This window comes from Malikia spinosa (genome assembly GCF_002980625.1).
GTDB lineage: Bacteria > Pseudomonadota > Gammaproteobacteria > Burkholderiales > Burkholderiaceae_C > Malikia > Malikia spinosa.
The window spans coordinates 66,252-89,131 of record NZ_PVLR01000044.1 but is presented as its reverse complement, the minus strand read 5'-3'; the positions used below and the strand labels follow the sequence as shown (position 1 = coordinate 89,131).

Sequence of the window (22,880 nt, the reverse complement as noted above, 5' to 3'; positions counted from 1 at the left end):
TGGCGCAAGGCCACCGGGTGCAGGTGCAGGCCGGCGCCGGTCTGGCCGCCAGCGCGACCGATGCGGCCTACCAGGCCGCTGGCGCCGAGATCGTCGATGCCGCGGGCGCCTTCGGTGCCGGGCTGGTGCTCAAGGTGCGCGCGCCATCCGAAGCCGAGTTGACCCAGATGCAGCCCGGCGCCGCGCTGGTCGGCATGCTCAATCCTTTTGATGCTGAAGGCCTGGCGCGGATCGCCAGCGCCGGGCTGACCAGCTTCGCGCTTGAGGCCGCGCCGCGCACCACCCGCGCGCAGAGCCTGGACGTGCTGTCCTCGCAGGCCAACATCGCCGGCTACAAGGCCGTGCTGCTGGCGGCCAACCAGTACGGCCGTCTGTTCCCGATGCTGATGACCGCTGCCGGCACCATCAAGGCCGCGCGCGTCGTCATCCTGGGCGTGGGCGTGGCCGGCCTGCAGGCGATCGCGACCGCCAAGCGCCTGGGGGCCGTGATCGAGGCCTCCGACGTGCGGCCCTCGGTCAAGGAGCAGGTCGAATCGCTGGGTGCCAAGTTCATCGAGGTGCCCTATGAGACGGCGGAGGAGAAGGAAGCTGCCGAGGGCGTGGGCGGCTACGCGCGCCCGATGCCGGCGTCCTGGCTGGCGCGCCAGCAGGCCGAGGTCGCCAAGCGGGTGGCGCAGGCCGACATCGTGATCTCGACCGCGCTGATCCCGGGCCGCGCCGCGCCGGTGCTGATCTCCGAGGACATGGTCAAGTCCATGAAGCCGGGTTCCGTCATCGTCGACCTGGCCGCCGGCAAGGGCCCGCTGGGGCCGCATGGTGCGCCGGGCGGCAACTGCCCGCTGACCGAGGCCGACCGGAGCGTGACCCGTCACGGCGTGCACCTGATCGGCGAGACGAATCTGCCGGCGCGGGTGGCAGCCGACAGCTCGAGCCTGTACGCGCGCAACCTGCTCGACTTCCTCAAGCTCGTGCTGCCGAAGGACGCGGACGCGCTGCAGCTGCCCGCGGACGATGACATCGTCACGGCCTGCTTGATGACGCAGGACGGCCAGGTGCTTCGTCCGTCCTGAATTCCTGAGCCCCTGGGTCTCTGCGCCCCTGGGCCTTGGTGCCCCCGTTACCCCTGGCCCATGTCCCGTGTCCGGGCCCGGCCCCGGGCTTGAAGCCGAGTCCACTCTCGGGCCCTTGCCCTGGTACCCGTACCCGTCCCCGCCATTGCCCCTCCTTCAACTCCCTGTCAGGAAAGTCTCCCCGATGGAAGCTGTCTCCCCCACCCTCATCAACCTGATCATCTTCGTGCTGGCGATCTACGTCGGCTACCACGTGGTCTGGAACGTCACCCCCGCGCTGCACACGCCGCTGATGGCGGTCACCAACGCGATCTCGGCCATCGTGATAGTCGGCGCCATGCTGGCCGCGGCGCTGACCGAAACGCCGCTGGGCAAGGCCATGGGCGTGCTGGCGGTGGCACTGGCCGCCGTCAACCTGTTCGGCGGCTTCCTGGTCACGCGCCGCATGCTCGAGATGTTCAAGAAGAAGGAGCGCAAGGCCCCGGCCGCTGCCTCTGCTGCCGTGACGGCTTCGCCTGCCGCCACTGCCGCCACCGCCACTGAAGGAGCCGCCAAATGAGCATGAACCTGGTCGTACTGCTCTATCTGCTGGCCTCGGTCTGCTTCATCCAGGCCCTGAAGGGCCTGAGCCACCCCAAGACCTCGATCCTGGGCAATGCCTTCGGCATGGGCGGCATGGCGATTGCCGTGCTGACCACGTTCGGCCTGATTGTCACGCTCGCGCAGCAGATGCAGCTCGATGCGGTGCAGGGTTTGGGCTGGGTGCTGGCCGGCCTGGTGCTCGGCGGCGGCGCCGGTGCCGTCATGGCCCGCCGGGTCGAGATGACCAAGATGCCCGAGCTGGTCGCCTTCATGCACAGCATGATCGGCCTGGCGGCGGTGTTCATCGCGGTCGCGGCCGTGGTCGAACCCTGGGCGCTGATCCCGGGTCTGCTCAAGGGCGACGAGGCCCCGCTGGGCAACAAGGTCGAGCTGTTCCTGGGCGCGGCGATCGGGGCCATCACCTTCTCGGGTTCCGTGATCGCATTTGGCAAGCTCAGCGGCAAGTACAAGTTCCGCCTGTTCCAGGGCGCACCGGTGACCTTTGCCGGCCAGCACCTGTTGAATCTGGTGCTGGCAGTCGCGATGCTGGCCCTGGGCCTGCTGTTCACGCTCGGCCAGGGCGAGACCGCCTTTGCCGCCTTCCTGGGCCTGCTCGCGCTGGCCTTCGTGCTCGGCGTGCTGATCATCATCCCGATCGGCGGCGCCGACATGCCGGTGGTGGTCTCGATGCTCAACAGCTACTCGGGCTGGGCGGCGGCGGGCATCGGCTTCAGCCTGAACAATGCGATGCTGATCGTCGCTGGCAGCCTGGTCGGGTCATCGGGCGCGATCCTGAGCTACATCATGTGCAAGGCCATGAACCGCAGCTTCTTCAGCGTGATCCTGGGCGGCTTCGGTGCCGACGCCAGCGAAGGGGTGTCGAGCAGCGGCGGCGTGCAGCGCGTGGCCAAGAGCGGCAGCGCCGATGACGCGGCCTTCATCCTGGGCCACGCCGAGACGGTAGTGATCGTGCCGGGCTACGGCCTGGCGGTGGCGCGCGCCCAGCACGCGGTCAAGGAGCTGGCGCACAAGCTGACCGAGAAGGGCATCACCGTCAAGTACGCGATCCACCCGGTCGCCGGGCGCATGCCGGGCCACATGAACGTGCTGCTGGCCGAGGCCGAGGTGCCCTACGACCAGGTGTTCGAGATGGAGGACATCAACGGCGAGTTCGGCCAGGCCGATGTCGCGATCATCCTGGGCGCCAACGACGTGGTCAACCCGGCCGCGCTGCAAAAGGGCAGCCCGATCTACGGCATGCCGATCCTGGAGGCCTACAAGGCCAAGACCGTGATCGTCAACAAGCGCTCCATGGCGGCGGGCTACGCCGGCCTGGACAACGAGCTGTTTTACCTCGACAAGACCATGATGGTGTTTGGCGATGCCAAGAAGGTGGTCGAGGAAATGACCAAGGCGATCGAGTGAAAAAAAGCTCCCGGGCTTATGCCTGGGAGCTTTTCTTGATCTGCGCCGACCGCTGGGACCGGAGCATGGGATCAGACGCGCTTGCGGTATTCGCCGGTGCGGGTGTCGATCTCGATCTTGTCGCCTTGCGCGACGAACAGCGGCACCGGGATTTCGAAACCGGTCGCGATCTTGGCGGGCTTGAGCACCTTGCCCGAGGTGTCGCCCTTGACGGCCGGCTCGGTCCAGGTGATTTCGCGCTCGACGCTGGTCGGGACTTCAACCGAGATCGCCTTGCCGTCATAGAACACGACTTCCAGCGACATGCCGTCTTCCAGGTAGTTCAGTGCGTCGCCCATGTTCTCGGCTTCGACTTCGTACTGGTTGTAGTCGGCGTCCATGCAGACATACATCGGATCGGCGAAGTAGGAGTAAGTGCACTCCTTCTTGTCGAGGATCACGTTGTCGATCTTGTCGTCAGCGCGGAACACGACTTCGGTGCCCATATTGCCCAGCAGGCCCTTGAGCTTCATGCGCACGGTGGCAGCGCCACGGCCGCCGCGGGCGTATTCGGTCTTCAGGACGATCATCGGGTCCTTGCCGTGCATGATCACGTTGCCGGCGCGGATTTCTTGAGCGATTTTCATGGTGCTTCCTGTGGAAATTGCCACCCCGGCCCCTTGGGGTCCGTTCGGGCGGCGAGTGGGCGTTGCGCCCGTTGATCTGTTTGCGCTAGAACCCGGTTTGCATCGGAATCTGCGTAAAGCCTTTGATTTTACCGTTTTTCCGCTACGAAACCCAAGAGCTGGCTGACCAGATCATCCTGCAGCAGCAGACGCTCCCGGGCCGCGAGCACGCAGGCCTGCCAGGCGACCAGGTCGACCGGCGGCAGCGGGGCGTCGATCACGCCGTTCCAGACCCGATGGAAGGCGCGCAGCGAGGGCGGTGCCTCAAGCCAGTCGAGGAAGGCCTCGAGCTTCAGGTGATGCGCGTCGTCATGCTGCGGGTAGATATGCCAGACCAGGGCCTGGCCAGCCCAGAGCGCGCGCACCAGCGAGTCCTCGCCGCGCACCAGGTTCAGGTCGCTGGCCCAGAGCAGGCGGTCGAACTCGGGTTGCGCGACATGGGGCAGGGCATGGCGCTGCGCCTGCAGCCCGGCTGCAGCCGGCCAGGCCAGCTCCAGCGCGGCGGCGGGCCGGCCTGGTGCGACCAGCCAGTGCGCCGCGTCCAGTGCGGGGTCGCGCAGCAGCTCGGGCAGCCGCGCCGGTTCGTAGCAGAACAGGGTCACGCGCGGTGCGTCGCCCTCTGCTGGCAGGCCTTGCTCGTGCAACCAGGCGCCGCGCTCGAAGGCTGTGCGCTGCGCCATCAGCCCGGGCTCGCGCAGCAGGCCGCCGGTCGCGGGCGTGAAGCCGGGATAGAAGAACCATTGCGTGCGTCCGGCCAGCGGCCCGCTCATGACCGGCGAGGCCAGCCGGTGGCAACGCTCGACATAGGCTTCGGCGCTCAGGTATTCGAGATTCAGCCAGAGCCGCGTTGGCGCGCCCGGGACAGATTCGGGCTGCAGCGCGGCGACCCACGCCGGGTCGAGCTCGCAGCCAAAGGCCACGACCAGCACATCGCTGGCCGGCAGGGCAGGTGGCGGCGCGGCCGGGTCGCTGCGCGGCCAGTGCCGGACCTCGATGCCGGCCAGGGCGCCGGCATCAGCAGCAGTAGCCTCAGCTGCAGCAAAGGCGCCGCAACGCGCGCCGGGCGCCATCCAGTCCAGCGGCTCGGGCTGGTCGGTCCAGAGCCGCACGCGCTGGCCGCGCGCGGCCAGGTTGCTCGCCAGCCGCCAGCAGACGCCGAGGTCGCCCCAGTTGTCGATCACATGGCAGAAGATGTCCCAGTTCAGGGCAGGGTGATGTTGGCAATTCACCGCGCGATTGTCTTACAGTGGCGCCTTTCCTTGTCAGCGAACCGCTTGCCGCCGTCCATGCCGTCCATGAGCGCCACCCATCCCGAATCCCTGCTGCAGGCCGTTGCCGCCTTGCCGGCCCTGCCGGGCGTCTACCGCTATTTCGACGCCGACGGTCAGCTGCTCTACGTCGGCAAGGCCAAGGACCTCAAGCGGCGCGTCTCGAGCTATTTCCAGAAGACCCATGACGGCACCCGGATCGGCCACATGGTGTCGAAGATCGTGCGGCTCGAGACCACGGTGGTGCGCTCCGAGGCCGAGGCGCTGCTGCTGGAAAACAACCTGATCAAGACCCAGCAGCCGCGCTACAACATCCTGTTTCGCGACGACAAGAGCTACCCCTATCTGCGCCTGAGCGCCAGCAGCTGGACCCCGGCCTTCGAGCGTTCGCCAGCCGGGCAGGGCGGCGAAGCCCGGCCCGAGCATTACCCGCGCATGTCCTACTACCGTGGCGCGGTCGAGAAGAAGCACCAGTATTTCGGTCCCTACCCGAGTGCCTGGGCGGTCAAGGAGACGCTGGAGCTGCTGCAGAAGGTGTTCCGCCTGCGCACCTGCGAGGACTCGGTGTTCAAGCACCGCAGCCGGCCCTGCCTGCTGGCCCAGATCAAGCGCTGCTCGGGGCCCTGCGTCGGCCTGATCAGCGGCGCCGACTATGCGCAGGATGTGCGCGCGGCCGGCGCCTTCCTGCGCGGCGAGACCCAGACCGTGCTGGCCGAGATCGAGGCCCGGATGCTGCAGCACTCCGAACGGCTCGAGTTCGAGCAGGCGGCCGAGGCACGCAACCAGATGAGCGCGCTGTCCCGCGTGCTGCACCAGCAGGCCATGGAGAACGTCTCGGACCAGGATGTCGACATCCTGGCGGTCAAGGTCCAGGGCGGACGTGCCTGCGTCAACCTGGCGATGGTGCGCGGCGGGCGCCATCTGGGCGACCGGCCCTATTTTCCGGCCCATGTCGAGGACGGTGCGCTGCTGGCCGCGCTGGCGGCCGAGGACGAGGCTGGCGCCACGGACAGCAGCCAGGGCCAGGCTGGCAGCGATGCTGGCACCCAGCCCCGGCCCGCCCCGGCCCCGGTCGAGCAGCGCGTGCTCGAAGCCTTCATCGCCCAGCATTACACCCAGGCCGCGCCGCCGCCGGTGCTGGTGCTGGGTGCCCCGGTCGATGCCGGCCTGCTCGAGCTGCTGACCGAGCAGAGCGGCATCAAGATCCACCCGGTATTCAACCCGCGCGAGCACCGTCGTGCCTGGCTCGAGATGGCGCAGAAGAATGCCGAGCTGCAGCTCGCGCGTCTGCTGGCCGAGGAGGGCTCGCAGCAGGCGCGCACGCGCGCGCTGGTCCAGGCGCTCGACCTGCCCGATGACGCGCTCGACGCCTTGCGCATCGAATGCTTCGACATCTCGCATACCGCGGGCGAGGCCACTGTCGCGTCCTGCGTCGTGTTCGAGGGCCACAAGATGCAAAGCAGCCAGTACCGGCGTTACAACATCGACGGCATCACGCCGGGCGACGACTACGCCGCCATGCGTCAGGTGCTCGAGCGCCGTTACGGCAAGCTGGCCGAGGCGCTGCGCGAGGCCGGCGGAGCCGAGCCTGCAGCCAAGGCCGGCGCGCGCCTGCCCGACATCGTGCTGATCGACGGCGGCAAGGGCCAGGTCGGCGTCGCGCGCGAAGTGTTCGAGGCGCTCGGGCTCGACCTCGGTCGCCTGGTCGGGGTCGAGAAGGGCGAGGGCCGCAAGGTCGGGCTGGAGGAACTGGTCTTTGCCGACGGGCGCGACAAGGTCTATCTGGGCGCCGACTCGGCCGCGCTGATGCTGGTGGCGCAGATCCGCGACGAGGCGCACCGCTTCGCGATCACCGGCATGCGGGCCCAGCGCGCCAAGACGCGCACCGGTGGCAGCAAGCTCGAGGACATCGCGGGGGTCGGGCCGAAGAAGCGGGCCCGCCTGCTGCAGCGCTTTGGCGGCCTCAAGGGCGTGGCCGATGCCAGCGTCGAGGACCTGGCCAGCGTCGAGGGCATCTCGGGCGAACTGGCCGATGCGATCTATCGCGCGCTGCATTGAGCGCCCGGCAGCGAAACCGTCACCGACAGCCTGCATAATCTGCGGCATGTTCTTCAACCTGCCGACACTGCTGACCTGGGCCCGGATCGCGGCCATCCCGCTGATCGTCGCGGTGTTCTACTGGCCCGGCCTCGAAGCCCAGCGGCAGAACCTGATCGCGACGGTGCTGTTCGTGGTCTTCGCCGCCACCGACTGGGCCGACGGCTACCTGGCGCGCAAGCTCAACCAGACCTCGTCCTTCGGCGCCTTCCTCGACCCGGTGGCCGACAAGTTCCTGGTCTGCGCCTGCGTGCTGGTGCTGGTGCATCTGGGGCGGGCCGATGTCTTCGTCGCGCTGATCATCATCGGGCGCGAGATCGCGATCTCGGCGCTGCGCGAGTGGATGGCGACCATCGGCGCCAACAAGAGCGTGGCGGTGCACATGGTCGGCAAGCTCAAGACCAGCGTACAGATGGTCGCGATTCCCTTCCTGCTTTACCAGGCGCCGCTGTTCGGCATCGACACCCAGGCCTGGGGCCGGGTGCTGATCTGGGCTTCCGCCGTGCTGACGATCTGGTCCATGGTCTATTACCTCAAGAAGGCCTTGCCCGAGATCAGGGCCAAGGCGCGTTGAGTTCCCCTGTGCCACTGGCGCGACCTTTTTTTGCCGGTTGCATCAGCCAGGCGGTCAACAGCGGCTAGAATTTGCAGCTGTTCACTTCATGTGAACAGCCGGATAGCCTCATCCCGCATCCGGGTCCTTAGCTCAGTTGGTAGAGCGCTTCCTTTACACGGAAGATGTCGGCGGTTCGAGCCCGTCAGGACCCACCATCCCCTTCAAGCCCCCGTCACCCTCAGCCAGAGCAGCACCAGCACGGTCAGTGCCAGCAGCAGCGTCAGGCCTTGCCAGAACCGCAGCGGCTGGCGCTCGATCAGCGGGCTCGCACCCTGGCGCTGGTACTGGGGCCCCGGCCGGCGCAGGTCCTGCACGAACTCCGACAACGCCTCCTGCCGCTTGCCGGGCTGGGCCTGCAGTGCGCGGCGCAGCACGGCATCGACCCAGGGCGGCAGATCGGGCCGCAGGCTGCGTAGCTCGACGTAGCGCAGCCGCTTGAGCTCGTCCGGCGTGCGCAGCCTGGTCACCTGCAGGCCGTAGGGCAGCTGGCCGCTGAGCATCTGGTAGCTGATCACCGCCAGCGAGAACAGCTCCGACTGCACCGTGCCGCCGCCGCCGACGAAATATTCGGGCGCGGTGTATTGCAGCGAACCCAGGATCGCCTGCGGACTGGCCTCGGCAGTGCCTTCGGTCAGCCCGGCGACATGGGTCGATGCCAGGTCGATGATCCTGACCGTGCCGGTGCGGTCCAGCATCAGGTTCTCGGGCCGCAGGTCCTGGTGCAGCATCTCCTTGCGATGAAAGGCCTGCAGGCCCCGGGCCACCTGCTCGACGATGCCGCGCACCTGGTCGAGACCGGGTGCCGGATGGTCGACCATCCACTGCGCCAGCGTCTGGCCGTCGACATACTCCAGCGCGACATACAGATGCTCGCGCTGGCGCTCGGCCGTGCCGGCGCGCACCACATGCGGGCTGTCGATCCGGCGCGCGATCCATTCCTCGAGCAGGAAGCGGTCGAGGTAGGCCGGGTCGTCGCGCAGATCGACCGACGGCGTCTTCAGCACCACCGCCTGGCCGCTGGCCAGGTCGGTCGCCAGGTAGACATGGCTGCGCGCGCTCAGCTGCAGCTCGCGCACGATCCGGTAGCCCTCGAACTCGCTGCGCGGCTGCAAGGTCGGCGGCAGGCGCAGGCCCTCGCGCCGGGCCTGCAGCTGGCTGGCCTGCGCATCGGGCAGGGCATCGATGCGCACCAGCTGCAGCGTCAGGTTGTCCTGGCTGCCGCGCTCGAGCGCCGTCGCGACCAGCTCGGCCGCTGCCGCCTCCAGGTCGTCGGCATGGCGGGCCAGTGCCGCGTGCACGCTGGCGGCGTCAAGGGCTTCGTAGGCGCCGTCGGTCGCCAGCAGGTAGACCTCGCCGACCTCGGTCAACCAGCTGCGGTAATCGATCTCGACCGTCGGCCCCGCGCCCAGCGCCCGCCCGAGATAGCTCTCGACCGAGGAGACCTGGACCCGGTGATCCTCGGTCAGCTGCTCGAGCGCCTGGGCATGCAGGCGGTAGACCCGGGTGTCGCCCACATGCAGCAGATGCGCCTCGCGCCCCTTGAGGATCAAGGCACTGAAGGTGCAGACATAGCCGCGATCGCGGTCGAAGCGCGCCGGGCTGCGCTGGGTCTGGGCATGGAGCCAGGAGTTGCCGGCCTCGAGCACGCGCTGGGCCGCGCGCCGGACCGACCAGGCCTCGGAGGTGCAGTAGTAGTCGTCCAGGAAGCTGCGCACCGCGGCAGCGCTGGCGATCTGGCTGACGGCGCTGCTGCTGATGCCGTCGGCCAGCGCCAGCGCGATGCCCTTGCTCGCCAGCAGCGGCCCGTGCGGCACCATCGCGCCATGGAAATCCTGGTTGACCGGCTTGCGACCGGCCTGCGAGTGCTGGCCCAGCGTGACCTGCAGGCCCGCGCTCATGATCTCATCGCACCGAGACGCGCTTGGGGGCGGTCTTGTAATGGGTCGAGTAGAGCGTGGCGCCGACGAAGGTCAGTCCGCCGACCAGGTTGCCGATCACGGTCGGGATCTCGTTCCAGATCAGGTAGTCCATGATCGTGAAATCGCCGCCGAGCATCAGGCCCGAGGGGAACAGGAACATGTTGACGATCGAGTGCTCGAAGCCCATGTAGAAGAAGACCAGGATCGGCATCCACATGCCGATGACCTTGCCCGAGACGGTGCTCGACATCATGGCCGCCACGACGCCGGTCGACACCATCCAGTTGCACATCACGCCGCGCACGAACAGCGTCAGCATGCCGGCGGCGCCGTGGGCGGCATAGCCGACCGTGCGGCCTTCGCCGATGGCGCCGATCTTCTGGCCGACCGCGTTCGGCGCTTCGGTGAAGCCGAAGGTGAAGATGATGGCCATGAACAGGGCCACGGTCAGCGCGCCGGCGAAGTTGCCCAGGAACACCAGCGACCAGTTGCGCAGCACGCCGCTCCAGGTCGCGCCCGGGCGGCGGTCGAACACGGCCAGCGGGGTCAGGGTGAAGACGCCGGTCAGCAGGTCAAAGCCCATCAGGTACAGCATGCAGAAGCCGACCGGAAACAGCAGCGCGCCGATCAGCGGATTGCCGGTGTTGACCGAGACCGTGACCGCAAAGGCCGCCGCCAGCGCGAGGATGGCGCCCGCCATGTAGGAGCGGATCAGGGTGTCCCGGGTGGACATCAACAGCTTGGATTCGCCGGCATCGACCATCTTGGTCACGAACTCGGCAGGAGCGAGGTAGGCCATCGCAATTCCTTGGAAGAGGGGGGTGAAAAAACAAAAACGGCGCCGCCTTCCTGCCGCCGGCATGAGCCGCAGCAGGAGGGGGACACCGTTATCCGTCTGTGCAAGTCGCTCCCGGCAAACTGCTGCCGGGGAGCTGGTCGTCAAGCCGTCGTTAGCTCAATCAGGATCAATGAAGCAGCTTTCGTGCCAGTGGCTTTCGAGGCTTGGTCGCCCGGCGTCTGGCCCGAGTGAACCAAACCGGTGCATGGCAGGCTCAGTTCTGGTGCGATCCCGGCTTGGCCCCGAAGACCAGTTCGGGCAGGCTCAGCGTGGCCTGCGCGACGTCGATCAGTCGGCGGTTGTGGTCCATCGAGGCCTTTTGCAGCGCGCGGTAGGCGGCTTCCTCGCTGAGCCCGAGCCGGGACATCAGGGCGCCCTTGGCGCGTTCGATCACCTTGCGCTCCTGCATGACGCGGCGCGCCGCCTCGAGCTCGACTTCCATGCTGGCCAGCCGTTCCGACTGCGCCTGCAGCCAGTCGGCCAGCGCCGGGCGCGCTGTCGCGGTGCCTGTCCCCGCGGGCGGGTTGAGGTCATCGCTCTGGAACAGGCGCTCCACCGCCGGCGGCTGGGGCGGCGGGTTGTCGAGCCACAGCTGCAGCAAGCCCTCGGAATCCAGCAGGTCCTGCTCGGCGCTGCGGATCTGCTGCTCGCAGGCCTGGCGCAGGCATTGCACCAGTTGCATCTGCAGCTGCCAGAGCTCGGAGATGCGCTCGCTGGTGACCTCGAACCAGCTGTCGCTGACCAGGCTGTCGAGCGTCGCGCCGGACTTGGCGCTGCACAGCGTGCGGCGCAGGCGTTCGAGCCGGGCCACCTGGGGCGCGAGTTGCTGTTGCTGCCAGAGCTGGCGCAGGGCCGGCTCGGCAAAGGCCTCGAATACCTGCAGGCTGCGCTCCTGGCCATCGATCAGGTCGATGATGCGCTGTTGCCCGACCTCGCTGCAGACGCCCGAGGCGAACAGCTGTGCGCCGACGGCCCGCTCCTGGCCTGCCGCTTCCTTGCCCTGCACCAGGTGGAAGAAGGCCACCAGCAGGCGCGAGATATCGGGCTGCAGCGGGGCATCGGCGAGCTGGAAGATCAATTCCATCAGGCCGGCAATCAGCCGGCTGAAGGTCGCGACCGCCTCGTCCGGGCTGGCCTGGCCGCGCTCGATCCGGGCGCGAAACGCCGTCAGCGCATCGAGCTCGAGCAGCGCGGTGGCCATCAGCGACAGCATGCGGGTCGAGGCGCCGCGGGCCGGGTCCTGCTGCTCGCCGAACAGCGCTTGCAAGCTCAGCTCGACGGCGCCGGCCTGCTCCATGGCCGAGCGCCGTTCGACCGCGAAGCGTTGGCCGCCCGAGGCCAGGTAGAGACTGGACGCGCCTCGCTCATGCTGCAGCGCATGGATCAGCTGGCCGGTGACATCGGCCAGTTCGACCCGTCCGGCCAGATGCCGCATCAGCTCGATTTCCAGCTGCTTGGCACGCAGCACCAGATGGGAGGCAGACAGTTGCATCGAAAAACCTCAGCCCAGGCTGACCAGCAGCTGCTCGCGCTCGGCGCGTACCGGGTAGGCGCGCACCGAGTGCTCGGGCGCCTCCAGGCATTCGCCGCTGCTCAGGTCGAAATGGTGCTTGTAGAGCGGCGAGGCCACGACCAGCCGCTGGCCGAGATTGCCGACCAGGCCGCGCGACAGCACGCTGGCCTGCGACTTGGGGTCGAAGTTGTCGATCGCGAAGAAGCGGTCGGCGCCGACGCGAAAGATCGCGACATGCCGCTGCTCGACGCGGGCGCAGACGCCGGTGTCGGGCAGGATGTCGTCGATCGTGCAGACGGCGGTCCAGTGCTGGCTGGCGGGGCTGGTGGAAGTCATGGGGCAGTCCTCTCGCAGGGGGTCAGGCCAGCGCCGTGGCGCTGGCAGTCAGGGTGGGGCGTTCCTCGGGGCGAGCCGGACGGATCTGGCCGCGCTCCTCGATGAACACGATATGCTCGTCGGGCTGGTCGCTGTTGACGAAGGAGCGAAAGCGCTTGCGCGTGTCCGGGTCGCTGACGGCGGCCTTCCATTCGCAGGCATAGCTGTCGACCACCTGCTGCATCTGGCTTTCGAGCTCGGCCGCGATGCCCAGGCTGTCCTTCAACACCACGGCCTTCAGGTAGTCCAGCCCGCCTTCGAGGTTCTCGCGCCAGGTGCTGGTGCGCTGCAGCCGGTCGGCCGTGCGTACATAGAACATCAGCAGCCGGTCGATCAGGCGCACCAGCTCCTGCTGGCTCAGGTCCGAGGCCAGCAGCTCGGCGTGGCGCGGCTTCATGCCGCCGTTGCCGCAGACATAGAGGTTCCAGCCTTTTTCGGTCGCGATCACGCCGATGTCCTTGCCCTGGGCCTCGGCGCATTCACGCGTGCAGCCCGAGACGCCGAACTTGATCTTGTGCGGCGCGCGCAGGCCCTTGTAGCGGTTTTCCAGCGCGACCGCCAGCCCGGCGCTGTCGCCGACGCCGTAGCGGCACCAGGTCGAGCCGACGCAGCTCTTGACCGTGCGCAGCGATTTGCCATAGGCGTGACCCGACTCGAAACCGGCCGCGATCAGCGCCTCCCAGATCGCGGGCAGCTGCTCGACCCGGGCACCGAACAGGTCGACCCGCTGGCCGCCGGTGATCTTGGTGTAGAGACCATATTGCTTGGCGATCTGGCCGACCGCGATCAGCCCGTCGGGCGTGACCTCGCCGCCCGGCATGCGCGGCACCACCGAGTAGCTGCCGTCCTTCTGGATATTGCCCAGGTAGTAGTCGTTGCTGTCTTGCAGGCTGGCCAGGTCCTTCTTCAGCACGAACTCGTTCCAGCACGAGGCCAGGATGCTGGCGGCGGTCGGCTTGCAGATGTCGCAGCCCAGGCCCTGGCCGTGCTGGGTCAGCAGTTGCTCGAAGCTGCGGATCTGGCCGACCCGGACCAGGTGATAGAGCTCCTGGCGCGAGTAGGCGAAATGCTCGCACAGGTGGTTGTTGACCGCCAGGCCCTGCTTCTTCATCACGACCTTCATCAGCTGCGTGACCATCGGCACGCAGCCGCCACAGGTCGCGCCGGCCTTGGTGCAGGTCTTGAGCTCGCCGATCGTGGTCGCGCCGTCCGAGACCGCCTGGCAGATCTGGCCCTTGCTGACGTTGTTGCAGGAGCACAGCTGCGCGCTGTCGGGCAGGGCGTCCACGCCCAGCGCCGGCTTGGCCTGGCCGTCGCTGGCTGGCAGGATCAGGAATTCGGGCGCAGCCGGCAGCTCGATGCCGTTGAGCGCCATCTGCAGCAGGGTGCCGTATTCGGTGGCGTCGCCGACCAGCACCGCGCCGAGCAGGCGCTTGCCATCGGCGCTGACCACGATCTTCTTGTAGACCTGCTGGCGCTCGTCGGTGTACTGCAGGGCCCGGCTGCCCGGCGTGTTGCCATGCGCGTCGCCGATGCTGGCCACATCGACGCCCATCAGCTTGAGCTTGGTGCTCATGTCGGCGCCGACGAAGGCGATGTCGTCCTGGCCGCTCAGGTGGCGCGCGGCGACCCGGGCCATGTCGTAGCCCGGCGCCACCAGGCCGAAGGTCTGGCCGTTCCAGGCCGCGCATTCGCCGATGGCGTAGATGTCGGGGTCGCTGCTGCGGCATTCGCTGTCGATCGCGATGCCGCCGCGCGGGCCGATCTCCAGTCCGCAGGCGCGCGCGAGCTCGTCACGCGGCCGGATGCCGGCCGAGAACACGATCATGTCGGTTTCGAGCGAGCTGCCGTCGGCAAAGCGCATCAGATGGCGCGCACTGCTGCCGTCGACGATCTCGAGCGTGTTTTTCTGCGTATGCACCTGCACCCCGAGCGCCTCGATCTTGTGCCGCAGCACGCGGCCGCCGCCCTCGTCGATCTGGACCGCCATCAGCCGCGGCGCGAACTCGACCACATGGGTCTGCAGCCCCAGGTCGCGCAGCGCCTTGGCACATTCGAGCCCGAGCAGGCCGCCGCCGATCACGACCCCGGTCTTGGCGTGGGCGCCGCAGGCTGCCATCGCTTCCAGGTCCTCGATCGTCCGGTAGACGAAGCAGTCGGCACGCTCGCGTCCCGGCACCGGCGGCACGAACGGCGACGAACCGGTGGCCAGCACCAGCTTGTCATAGGGCAGCTGCTCGCCGCTGCGGGTCGTGACGAGGCGGGCCGCGCGGTCGATCGATGCCGCCTGGGCCGCCAGGCGCAGCGAAATGCCGGTGCGCTCGAAAAAGCCGGGTTCGACCAGCGACAGGTCCTCGGCCGACTTGCCGGCAAAGAACTCCGACAGATGGACGCGGTCGTAGGCCGGGCGCGGCTCTTCGCACAGCACGGTGACCTGGGCCTCGCGCAGCCCGGCTTCGGCCAGGCTTTCGAGGAATTTGTGGCCAACCATGCCATGACCAATGACGACGATATTCATATCTGCTCCTGCGACGGTGAGGACATGCCTTGCCAGCCGAGGCTGACAGCGGCCAAGCGCAAGCCGGACCCACGAGCAAGACTCGAATCGACCCGGATTGCAAAACCAGTTGGGCTGGGACCAGCCGACACGACCCGCAAGGACCGGGTTCCGGCTGGTATCCGCCGTCGTTAGCGGAGACCATGTGCTGCGCTGAGGCGCCAATGCCCGCGTGCACGCTTTCAATAAAGCAATATGCATGCCTGGTTTTGTGCGGCTCGCTCTGTCGGGGCCGGTCCCGGGCTGCATCAGCCCTGCACCAAAGCAGGGCTCGCCACTGCGCCGGCTTGCACCGATTGCGTGCCAGCATGGCAGGACCCGCGCTTCAGGCCGGGTTTCAGGCCGTGGCCAGCCCTCCAGCCGCTGGCGCGGCTTTGCTGCCGTGCTTGATGTCGTACATCATCTGGTCGGCCCGGGCCAGCAGGGCGTCGGCTGTTGCGCCGTCCGCCGGGTAGCTGGCCATGCCGATACTGGCGCCAACCCGGAGCTGCTGGCCATCGATCATCAGGGGCTGGGCCAGGCTGGTCCTGATCCGCTGGGCCATTGCCGTGACGGCGTCGGTCGGCTCGAAGCCCTGCAACACCACCACCACGAATTCGTCGCCGCCGATGCGCGCGGCAAAATCCTCCTGCCGCACGCAACTGTTGAGCCGGCCCGCGACCGCTTTGAGCACCGCGTCGCCCGTGGCATGGCCGTAGCGGTCATTGATCGGCTTGAAGCCGTCAAGGTCCAGGAACAGCAGCCCGAAGCGGGCCGGCTGGCGACCCTTTGGCGCCGCCAGCAGCTGGCCCAGGTGTTCGAGCAGGGCATGCCGGTTGTGCAGGCCGGTCAGCTGGTCATGCAGCGCCAGATGCTCGATCGCCAGCCGTTTCTGCACATGGACCTGCAGGTGGCGCAACAGCAGGATCGCGAAGGCGGCACTGCTCCACAGCATCAGGGTGGCGACCAGCGCCTGCCAGCGATCCTCGGCGATGGCGCGCTCGATCGGCTTGAGCAAGGTCGGCTTGCTCAGTCCCAGCACGACCGTGACCGGGTATTCCGACAGCCGCTGCCACTGGAACAAGCGCTCGACCCCATCGAGCGGCGACACCTCGGAGAAATTGCCCGTGCGCCGCAGGCCCTGGCCGATGTAGGGCCGATGGGGCTCCATCGGCTGGCCGAGCTGGTCTTCCAGGTGCTTGTTGCGCGCCAGCAGGGCGCCGTCCTGGCGGTAGATCGAGATCGAGTCGTCCGAGGCCAGGGTCAGCTTGTTCAGCGCCTGCTTGAGGTAGTCGGGTGCCACCGACAGCACCATGACGCCCTTGAACTGTCCGTTCTGCCGGATCGGATGGCTGAACTGGATGCTCCACTGTCCCGACACGCGACCCAGCATCGGTCGGCTGATGAAGAACTGCGGCTGCCGGGGATCGAGATGGACCTTGAAATGCTCGCGGTCGCCGAGGTCGAGCCTGTCCTTCAGCCCCAGACTCGAGTATTCGAGGTAGCCGTCGGCGCCGATCACGCCCACCTGCAGCACCGCTTCGGCCGGCAGCTGGCGCGTGACTTGCACGACCTTCTGGTGGAAGGCGGGGCCTGGGTCCTGCTCGTAGTCGTCGATCAGCTGCAGCGTCGTCAGCTCGATGTTAAGAAACAGCATCGAGATCACTTCGGAGGTCGCGCTGTTGACCTGCGTGGCCCGCAGCTGGGCCTGATTCAGCGTCTCGCGGCGCAGCTGATCGGACGACGCGATCAGATTCCACCAGTACAGGCCAGTCAGCAGCAGCAGCCCGCCGACGGTCAATGCGATCACCCGGATCAGCCCAGCACGGTAAGCCCGTACGGGCAGATGCCGGTGCGGCGGCTGATGGGGTGAAAGAAGAGGCATCGGGTCTCGATCGGTTCTCGGCTGGGACGGGATGGCGCTGCTGTCCTACCGTGTTGACGCAGGCGCAGGGGTGGTTTCGATGCTGCGCTGATTTCTCAGTAGCTGAAGTCAACCCGTGCCGATCCGGCACGCAGGTCGACTGGCTGCGACTGGATCGGGGTACCCGGTACGTTGCTGCGCACGCTGAACTGGGCCGCGCTGGCGTTGTAGGGCAGCCAGGACAGCGGAGCCAGCGTCGGCGAATAGGTCGCGACCTGGACCGGGTCGGTGGCCAGGGTGAACGAGCTGCTGCCGTTCACGCTGTCGACCGTGCGGCTGGCCAGCTCGATCTCCCGGTCGGTGCCGAGGGACTGATGGACCGAGATCGTCGCGTCCGCAATCGCGTTACCGGCCGTCGCGCTGGCGACCAGGCCCTGGGCGTTGCTGTTGGCCAGCTGGATCGCCTGGTTGGCGCTGTTGACATGCGTGATTGCCAGCGGCGTGACCGGCACCGCGCTGACCACGCGGGTGCCGCGGCCCGGGTCGGCGATCACGAGGTCATAGTTCGCGCTGCTGATCGGCAGGTAGGGCAGCACGAAATAGCCCTGTCGGGCTGGATCGGGCACCGTGCTGCGCACGACCACGCCGTTGAGCTGCAGCGACACGCTCGAGTAGGGCGAGCTGTTGGCGACATAGCCGTCCACCGCCATGCCATCGATGAAGCGCGGCAGCACCGAGATCACCGGCTTGAGGTTGAACTTGCCCGAATTGCCAGCCGAGACGACGGACTTGCAGGCGTCGAAGTCCAGCACGAAGTCGGCCAGCTTGCCAGGCTCGATCTCGATGTCGACATTGATCTTGAGCCCGGACTGCTGCGCGCTCGGCGTCGTCAGCGCGGCCTGTGCGCCGCCGGTCGGGGTCACGGCGTTGGCGTAGGGCAGGCTGGCGCTGTTGGGGCTCAGCACCAGTCGCAGCTGGGTGTAGCGGCCGGCGGGCAGCGCGGTCTGGCCCAGCTCCTCGAGCAGGCCGTTGCGCAGTTCGAGCAGGTCGATCCGTTTCGGCAGGCTGGGCAGCGTGATCGGGTACCAGCCCGGGTCGTTCTCGCCCGCGCTGGCGCTCTGGTGCACCTTGACCGAGTCGACCGTCACATAGACATGGTCGTAGCCGCAGGCCGGGGCATCCGTCAGCGCCAGCCGCAGCGTGCCGCTGGAGGCGTCCGAGCCGCCACCGCCACAGGCCGCCAGCAACAGCGTAGCCGCTGACACCACAGCCAGGGGCCATATCGAAGGTTTTGCAAGATGGGTCATGGAATGCTCCTACGAGTCGTGATGAAGCCGCCGATCGTCTGCGAAGCGGGCCGACCGGCCGTAAGCAAATGAAACCGAAGCTCCGTCATCATTTGTCCCCATCGGTCCCATGGGTCCAATATGGATGGCCTGCGGCCCAGCTGCCAGGGGTGATACACAGCCTTACAAAATCGGTCTCCGAGTAACGAACTTAATCCGTCGCAGGGGCAACAATCGACCCCAAGCGCTGTTGCCTTGCGACAGGCTGCTAGCCATTGTCTGGAGTGAAAAGGAAAAACACATGAACAAGTCACTGATCTCCTGGGCCATCGCGGCCCTCGCACTCGGCAGCGCCGGTCTGGCGCAGGCCGAAGGCCTGCCAGAGGGCGCGCTGACGCCCAAGGCCCAATATGCCGCCGACAGCCAGGCGGCGCAGTCGCGCTACAAGTCGGACCTCAGGCTTTGCGCCGACGAGCCCGACGCCGCCGGCCGCATGCAGTGCAAGCGCGATGCCAAGGCCGAATACGACCAGGCGCTGGCAGACGCCAAGCTGCGCCAGGAGTCGGTCGGCAAGGTGGCTCCGGCCCAGACCTTCAAGCCCAAGGCCTTGTGTGCGGACTGCGGCAAGGTCAGCGCGGTCCAGCTGCTCGATCGCGCCGGCGAGGGCAGCGCGGTCGGCATGATTGCCGGCGGTGCGGCCGGTGCGCTGCTGGGGCGCCAGGTCGGCGCCGGCCTGGGCAAGGACCTGGCCACGCTGGCGGGTGCTGCCGGCGGGGCTTATGCCGGCAAGCAGCTCGAGCAGCGCATGAAGACGCAGAAGGTCTGGGATGTCGCGGTCTCCTACCCCAACGGCGACACCCTGCATTACGAGTTCGCCCAGGACCCCGGCCTGCAGGTCGGCGATGTCGTGCGCAAGTCCGACCAGACCATCGTGCGCTATTGAGTCTTCTTATTTCAGGAAGACGCGCGCCTTCCTGGGCGACAGCACGAGCCGCTCGCCTTCCTTGAACGCGAGTTCGCGGAAGCGCTCGGCCGGGATCTGGGCCTCGATCAGCGGGTCGTGGCCGCTGGGCACCTGCGGGTCCTCGGGCTGCAGTTCGAGCCGCGCGATCGGGCCGACCACGATTGCGCGTTCGAGCTTGGCGACGATGCCGGTTGCCCCCGGCTGCCAGCGCTCGACCTCGAGGTCATGCGGGCGCACATAGGCGTAGGCCTGGGCGTCCTGCGCGGCCGCATGCTCGGGCGTGTCGATCGACACGCCGTCCAGATGCAGCAGCCCCTCGTGCGCGCGGCCATGGAACAGGTTGACGTCGCCCAGGAAACCGTAGACGAACGGGCTGGCCGGCTGGTCCCAGACCTGCTGCGGCGTGCCGGCCTGCTCGACCTGGCCCTTGTTCATCAGCACCACGCGGTCGGCGACCTCGAGCGCTTCTTCCTGGTCGTGCGTCACGAAGATGCTGGTCACATGCAGCTCGTCGTGCAGGCGGCGCAGCCAGCGCCGCAGTTCCTTGCGCACCTTGGCGTCGAGCGCGCCGAACGGCTCGTCGAGCAGCAGCACCTTGGGCTCGACCGCCAGTGCGCGGGCCAGCGCAATGCGCTGGCGCTGGCCGCCTGACAGCTGCGACGGGTAGCGGTCGGCCAGCCAGTCGAGCTGCACCAGGCTCAGCAGCTCATGCACCTTGGCCTTGATCTGGGCCTCGGACGGGCGCTGCGAGCGCGGCTTGACGCGCAGGCCGAAGGCGACGTTCTCGAACACCGTCATGTGACGGAACAGCGCGTAATGCTGGAACACGAAGCCGACCTTGCGCTCGCGCACATGGACATCGGTGGTGTCCTCGCCGCTGAACAGGATGGAGCCCTGGTCGGCCGATTCGAGGCCGGCGATGATGCGCAGCAGCGTGGTCTTGCCGCAGCCCGAGGGGCCGAGCAGCGCGATCAGCTCGCCCGAGTCGATATGCAGGTTGATGTCGCGCAGGGCCTGGAAGTCGCCGAACTGCTTGGCGACGTTGCGGATTTCGATGCTCATGATGGGTCTTCTCTTGCGGTCCGGGTTCAGTGCGTCGCGGCGGCGGGGCGCTCGGGTGAGAGCTCGGCACCGTTTTTGAGCTCGCGCTCGTGGCGCCACTCGACCGCGCTCTTGATGGCCAGCGTCACCAGGGCCAGCAGGGCCAGCAGCGAGGCGACTGCGAAGGCCGCGACCGACTGGTATTCGTTGTAGAGGATCTCGACATGCAGCGGCATGGTATTGGTCTGGCCGCGGATATGGCCCGACACCACCGAGACCGCGCCGAACTCGCCCATGGCACGCGCATTGCAGAGAATCACGCCGTAGATCAGGCCCCACTTGATGTTGGGCAGGGTCACGTACCAGAAGGTCTGCCAGCCGGAAGCGCCAAGCACGATCGCCGCCTGCTCCTCGTCGTTGCCCTGGGCCTGCATCAGCGGGATCAGTTCGCGGGCGATGAAGGGGAAGGTCACGAACACGGTCGCCAGGATGATGCCCGGCACCGCGAACACGATTCGGATGTCGTGCTCCTGCAGCCAGGGGCCAAGCCAGCCCTGGGCACCGAACACCAGCACATAGATCAGGCCCGCGACCACCGGCGAGACCGAGAACGGCAGGTCGACCAAGGTGGTCAGGAAGGCCTTGCCCTTGAACTCGTACTTGGCGATGCACCAGGCTGCCGCGATGCCGAACACCAGGTTCAGCGGCACCGCGACCGCGGCGGTCAGCAGCGTCAGGCGTACCGCCGCCCAGGCGTCGGGGTCCTTCAGCGCTTCCAGGTAGGCGCCCCAGCCGTTGCGCAGCGCCTCGGTGAAGACGGCCGCCAGCGGCAGCAGCAGGAACAGCGCCATGAAGGCCAGTGCCAGTCCGGTCAGCAGCCAGCGCACCAGCGTCGATTCGGTGGTGCCGGCCTGCACGCGCGAGGGGATTTTCTTGCTTGAACTCATGCCGAGGCTCCCGAGCGGCGGCGCTGCCAGGATTGCAGTGCGTTGATGACCAGCAGCAGCAGGAAGGCGAACAGCAGCATGACCGAGGCCACTGCGGTCGCGCCAGCGTAGTCGTACTGCTCAAGCTTGCCGATGATGATCAGCGGGGTGATCTCGGACACCATCGGCACGTTGCCGGCGATGAAGATGACCGAGCCGTATTCGCCGATCGCGCGTGCGAAGGCCATCGCGAAGCCGGTCAGCAGCGCCGGTCCGATCGAGGGCAGGATCACGAGACGAAAGGTCTGCCAGCGCGTCGCGCCCAGGCAGGTCGCGGCCTCTTCCAGCTCCTTCTCGGCGTCTTCCAGCACCGGCTGCACCGTGCGCACGACGAAGGGCAGGCCGATGAAGATCAGCGCGATCACGATGCCGTTGGGATTGAAGGCGAGCTGGATGCCGTGCGGCTCCAGGTACTGGCCGATCCAGCCGTTGCCGGCCAGCAGCGCCGACAGCGAAATGCCCGCCACCGCGGTCGGCAGCGCAAACGGCAGGTCAACCAGCGCGTCGACGATCTTCTTGCCCGGGAAGCGGTAGCGCACCAGCACCCAGGCCACCAGCAGGCCGGCGACCACGTTGACGCTGGCCGCCAGCAGCGAGGCACCGAAGGTCAGCCGATACGAGGCCAGCACGCGCGGCGAAGCCACCGCGCTCCAGAACTGGTCCCAGCTCAGGCTGAAGGTCTTGAACAGCAGCGCCGACAGCGGGATCAGCACGATCAGGAACAGATAGAACAGGGTGTAGCCCAGCGTCAGCTGGAAGCCGGGCAACACCTTCTTGCCAGCCGCCATTTACTTGCCCGCCGTGTAGAGCTTGTCGAACTGGCCGCCGTCATTGAAGTGGACCTTCTGTGCCTCGGCCAGCGAGCCGAAGTAGTCGCCGACCTTGAACAGCTTGAGCGGCTTGAAGGTCGCGGCGTACTTCTTCTGGATCGCTGCGTTGCTCGGACGGATCGCATGCTTGGCGGCAATCTCCTGCGCCTCGTCGCCATACAGGAAGTCGAGGTAGGCCTTGGCCTCGGCAGCGGTGTTCTTCTTCTTGACCGTGCGCTCGACGATGGCGACCGGGTTCTCGGCCACGATGCTGACCGAGGGGTGGATGGCGTCGACCTTGCCGGTGCCGAACTCCTTGTCGACCGACACCACCTCGGATTCGAAGGTCACCAGCACATCGCCGATGTTGCGCTGCAAGAAGGTGCCGGTCGCATCACGGCCACCGCGGGCCAGCACTGGCACGTTCTTGTAGAGCTTGGAGACGAAATCGGCCGCCTGCGCGTCGGTGCCGCCCTTGGCGCGCACCGAGCCCCAGGCCGCCAGATAGGCCATGCGGCCGTTGCCGCCAGTCTTGGGGTTGACCAGCACCACCTGGATGCCGGGCTTGATCAGGTCGTCCCAGTCCTTGATGCCCTTGGGGTTGCCGTTGCGCACCAGGAACAGCATGGTCGAGCTGGTCGGCGCCGCGTCATGCGCGAAGCGCTTGCGCCAGTCCTTGACCACCACGCCCTTGTCGGCCAGGAAATCGACGTCGGTGGTGGTGTTCATCGTCACCACGTCGGCGTCGAGGCCGTCGGCCACCGCGCGTGCCTGGGCGCTCGATCCGGCATGCGACTGGTCGATCTTGATGTCCTTGCCCGTCGTCTTCTTGTAGTTCGCGACGAAGGCCGCGTTGACGTCCTTGTAGAACTCGCGCGAGACGTCGTAGGAGACGTTGAGCAGGCTGGTCTGGGCCGAGGCCAGGGTGCTGGCGGCGAGGGCGACGGCAGCCAGTGCGGTGCGCAGGGTGGTCTTCATGAATCTTGCTCCGGTATTGACGGGAGCCAGGATTTTGCCGGCCATCCT

Annotated in this window: 19 protein-coding genes and 1 tRNA gene; 7 read left to right on the top strand and 13 right to left on the bottom strand. The window is 67.5% G+C overall.

Translation table 11 applies throughout. From position 1 onward, the window contains the following. From C6P61_RS14485 to C6P61_RS14475, 3 genes are all read left to right on the top strand, one after another. Positions 1-1,070: NAD(P) transhydrogenase subunit alpha (locus C6P61_RS14485; RefSeq protein ID WP_105730643.1), on the top strand; the 1,070-nt coding region annotated here is incomplete at its 5' end. 184 nt (positions 1,071-1,254) lie between these two features. Further along, complete coding sequence (locus C6P61_RS14480) at positions 1,255-1,629, top strand: NAD(P) transhydrogenase subunit alpha part 2 (protein ID WP_237490928.1); 375 nt, start codon at positions 1,255-1,257, stop codon at positions 1,627-1,629. Next, positions 1,626-3,077 carry an NAD(P)(+) transhydrogenase (Re/Si-specific) subunit beta gene (locus tag C6P61_RS14475; protein ID WP_105730635.1) on the top strand — a complete coding sequence of 484 codons (1,452 nt, stop codon included), beginning with the start codon at positions 1,626-1,628 and terminating at the stop codon, positions 3,075-3,077. The genes C6P61_RS14480 and C6P61_RS14475 overlap by 4 nt, the downstream gene beginning before the upstream one ends. A gap of 71 nt (positions 3,078-3,148) precedes the next feature. On the opposite strand, the gene efp is transcribed toward C6P61_RS14475, so the two are convergent. Continuing rightward, positions 3,149-3,703, bottom strand: a complete 555-nt coding sequence (gene efp / locus C6P61_RS14470; RefSeq protein ID WP_105730634.1) for an elongation factor P — start codon at positions 3,701-3,703, stop codon at positions 3,149-3,151. Between the two features lie 128 nt (positions 3,704-3,831). Continuing rightward, a complete protein-coding gene (gene earP / locus C6P61_RS14465) occupies positions 3,832-4,971 on the bottom strand; it encodes an elongation factor P maturation arginine rhamnosyltransferase EarP (RefSeq protein WP_244908953.1) in 1,140 nt (379 codons plus the stop codon). A 66-nt stretch (positions 4,972-5,037) separates the two neighbouring features. Here earP and uvrC point away from each other — a divergent pair, with 66 nt between their 5' ends. From uvrC to C6P61_RS14450, 3 genes are all read left to right on the top strand, one after another. After that, positions 5,038-7,068, top strand: coding sequence for an excinuclease ABC subunit UvrC (gene uvrC / locus C6P61_RS14460; protein ID WP_105730633.1), 2,031 nt, complete (start codon positions 5,038-5,040; stop codon positions 7,066-7,068). Positions 7,069-7,114: 46 nt separating this feature from the next. Further along, complete coding sequence (gene pgsA, locus C6P61_RS14455; protein WP_105730632.1) at positions 7,115-7,681, top strand: CDP-diacylglycerol--glycerol-3-phosphate 3-phosphatidyltransferase; 567 nt, start codon at positions 7,115-7,117, stop codon at positions 7,679-7,681. Between the two features lie 121 nt (positions 7,682-7,802). Further along, a tRNA-Val gene (locus C6P61_RS14450) sits at positions 7,803-7,878 on the top strand. Positions 7,879-7,884: 6 nt separating this feature from the next. On the opposite strand, the gene C6P61_RS14445 is transcribed toward C6P61_RS14450, so the two are convergent. The 7 genes from C6P61_RS14445 to C6P61_RS14415 all read right to left on the bottom strand — a co-directional run bounded on the left by C6P61_RS14445 (position 7,885) and on the right by C6P61_RS14415 (position 18,075). Further along, positions 7,885-9,621, bottom strand: coding sequence for a bifunctional protein-serine/threonine kinase/phosphatase (locus C6P61_RS14445; protein ID WP_105730631.1), 1,737 nt, complete (start codon positions 9,619-9,621; stop codon positions 7,885-7,887). Positions 9,622-9,625: 4 nt separating this feature from the next. After that, positions 9,626-10,441: a formate/nitrite transporter family protein gene (locus C6P61_RS14440; protein ID WP_105730630.1), complete on the bottom strand. Its 816-nt coding sequence runs from the start codon at positions 10,439-10,441 to the stop codon at positions 9,626-9,628. 253 nt (positions 10,442-10,694) lie between these two features. Then, entirely contained in the window at positions 10,695-11,972 is a 1,278-nt protein-coding gene (locus C6P61_RS14435; RefSeq protein WP_105730629.1) for a nitrate- and nitrite sensing domain-containing protein, read from the bottom strand. 9 nt (positions 11,973-11,981) lie between these two features. Continuing rightward, positions 11,982-12,329, bottom strand: coding sequence for a nitrite reductase small subunit NirD (gene nirD / locus C6P61_RS14430; protein ID WP_105730628.1), 348 nt, complete (start codon positions 12,327-12,329; stop codon positions 11,982-11,984). 22 nt (positions 12,330-12,351) lie between these two features. Next, entirely contained in the window at positions 12,352-14,886 is a 2,535-nt protein-coding gene (gene nirB / locus C6P61_RS14425; RefSeq protein WP_105730627.1) for a nitrite reductase large subunit NirB, read from the bottom strand. 376 nt (positions 14,887-15,262) lie between these two features. After that, positions 15,263-16,789: a diguanylate cyclase domain-containing protein gene (locus C6P61_RS14420; RefSeq protein ID WP_105730626.1), complete on the bottom strand. Its 1,527-nt coding sequence runs from the start codon at positions 16,787-16,789 to the stop codon at positions 15,263-15,265. A 95-nt stretch (positions 16,790-16,884) separates the two neighbouring features. Continuing rightward, positions 16,885-18,075 carry a DUF4382 domain-containing protein gene (locus C6P61_RS14415; protein WP_105730625.1) on the bottom strand — a complete coding sequence of 397 codons (1,191 nt, stop codon included), beginning with the start codon at positions 18,073-18,075 and terminating at the stop codon, positions 16,885-16,887. A 280-nt stretch (positions 18,076-18,355) separates the two neighbouring features. Between C6P61_RS14415 and C6P61_RS14410 the strand changes: the two genes are divergently transcribed. Beyond that, positions 18,356-18,997, top strand: coding sequence for a glycine zipper 2TM domain-containing protein (locus tag C6P61_RS14410; protein WP_105730624.1), 642 nt, complete (start codon positions 18,356-18,358; stop codon positions 18,995-18,997). 6 nt (positions 18,998-19,003) lie between these two features. On the opposite strand, the gene C6P61_RS14405 is transcribed toward C6P61_RS14410, so the two are convergent. The 4 genes from C6P61_RS14405 to C6P61_RS14390 are packed head-to-tail and all read right to left on the bottom strand — an operon-like array spanning position 19,004 to position 22,832. Next, positions 19,004-20,080, bottom strand: coding sequence for a sulfate/molybdate ABC transporter ATP-binding protein (locus C6P61_RS14405; RefSeq protein ID WP_105730623.1), 1,077 nt, complete (start codon positions 20,078-20,080; stop codon positions 19,004-19,006). Positions 20,081-20,106: 26 nt separating this feature from the next. Continuing rightward, entirely contained in the window at positions 20,107-21,006 is a 900-nt protein-coding gene (gene cysW, locus C6P61_RS14400) for a sulfate ABC transporter permease subunit CysW (RefSeq protein WP_105730622.1), read from the bottom strand. Next, positions 21,003-21,833: a sulfate ABC transporter permease subunit CysT gene (gene cysT / locus C6P61_RS14395; protein ID WP_105730621.1), complete on the bottom strand. Its 831-nt coding sequence runs from the start codon at positions 21,831-21,833 to the stop codon at positions 21,003-21,005. Before cysT ends, cysW begins: the two co-directional genes overlap by 4 nt. Continuing rightward, a complete protein-coding gene (locus C6P61_RS14390; protein ID WP_105730620.1) occupies positions 21,834-22,832 on the bottom strand; it encodes a sulfate ABC transporter substrate-binding protein in 999 nt (332 codons plus the stop codon). Positions 22,833-22,880 lie beyond the last annotated feature (48 nt).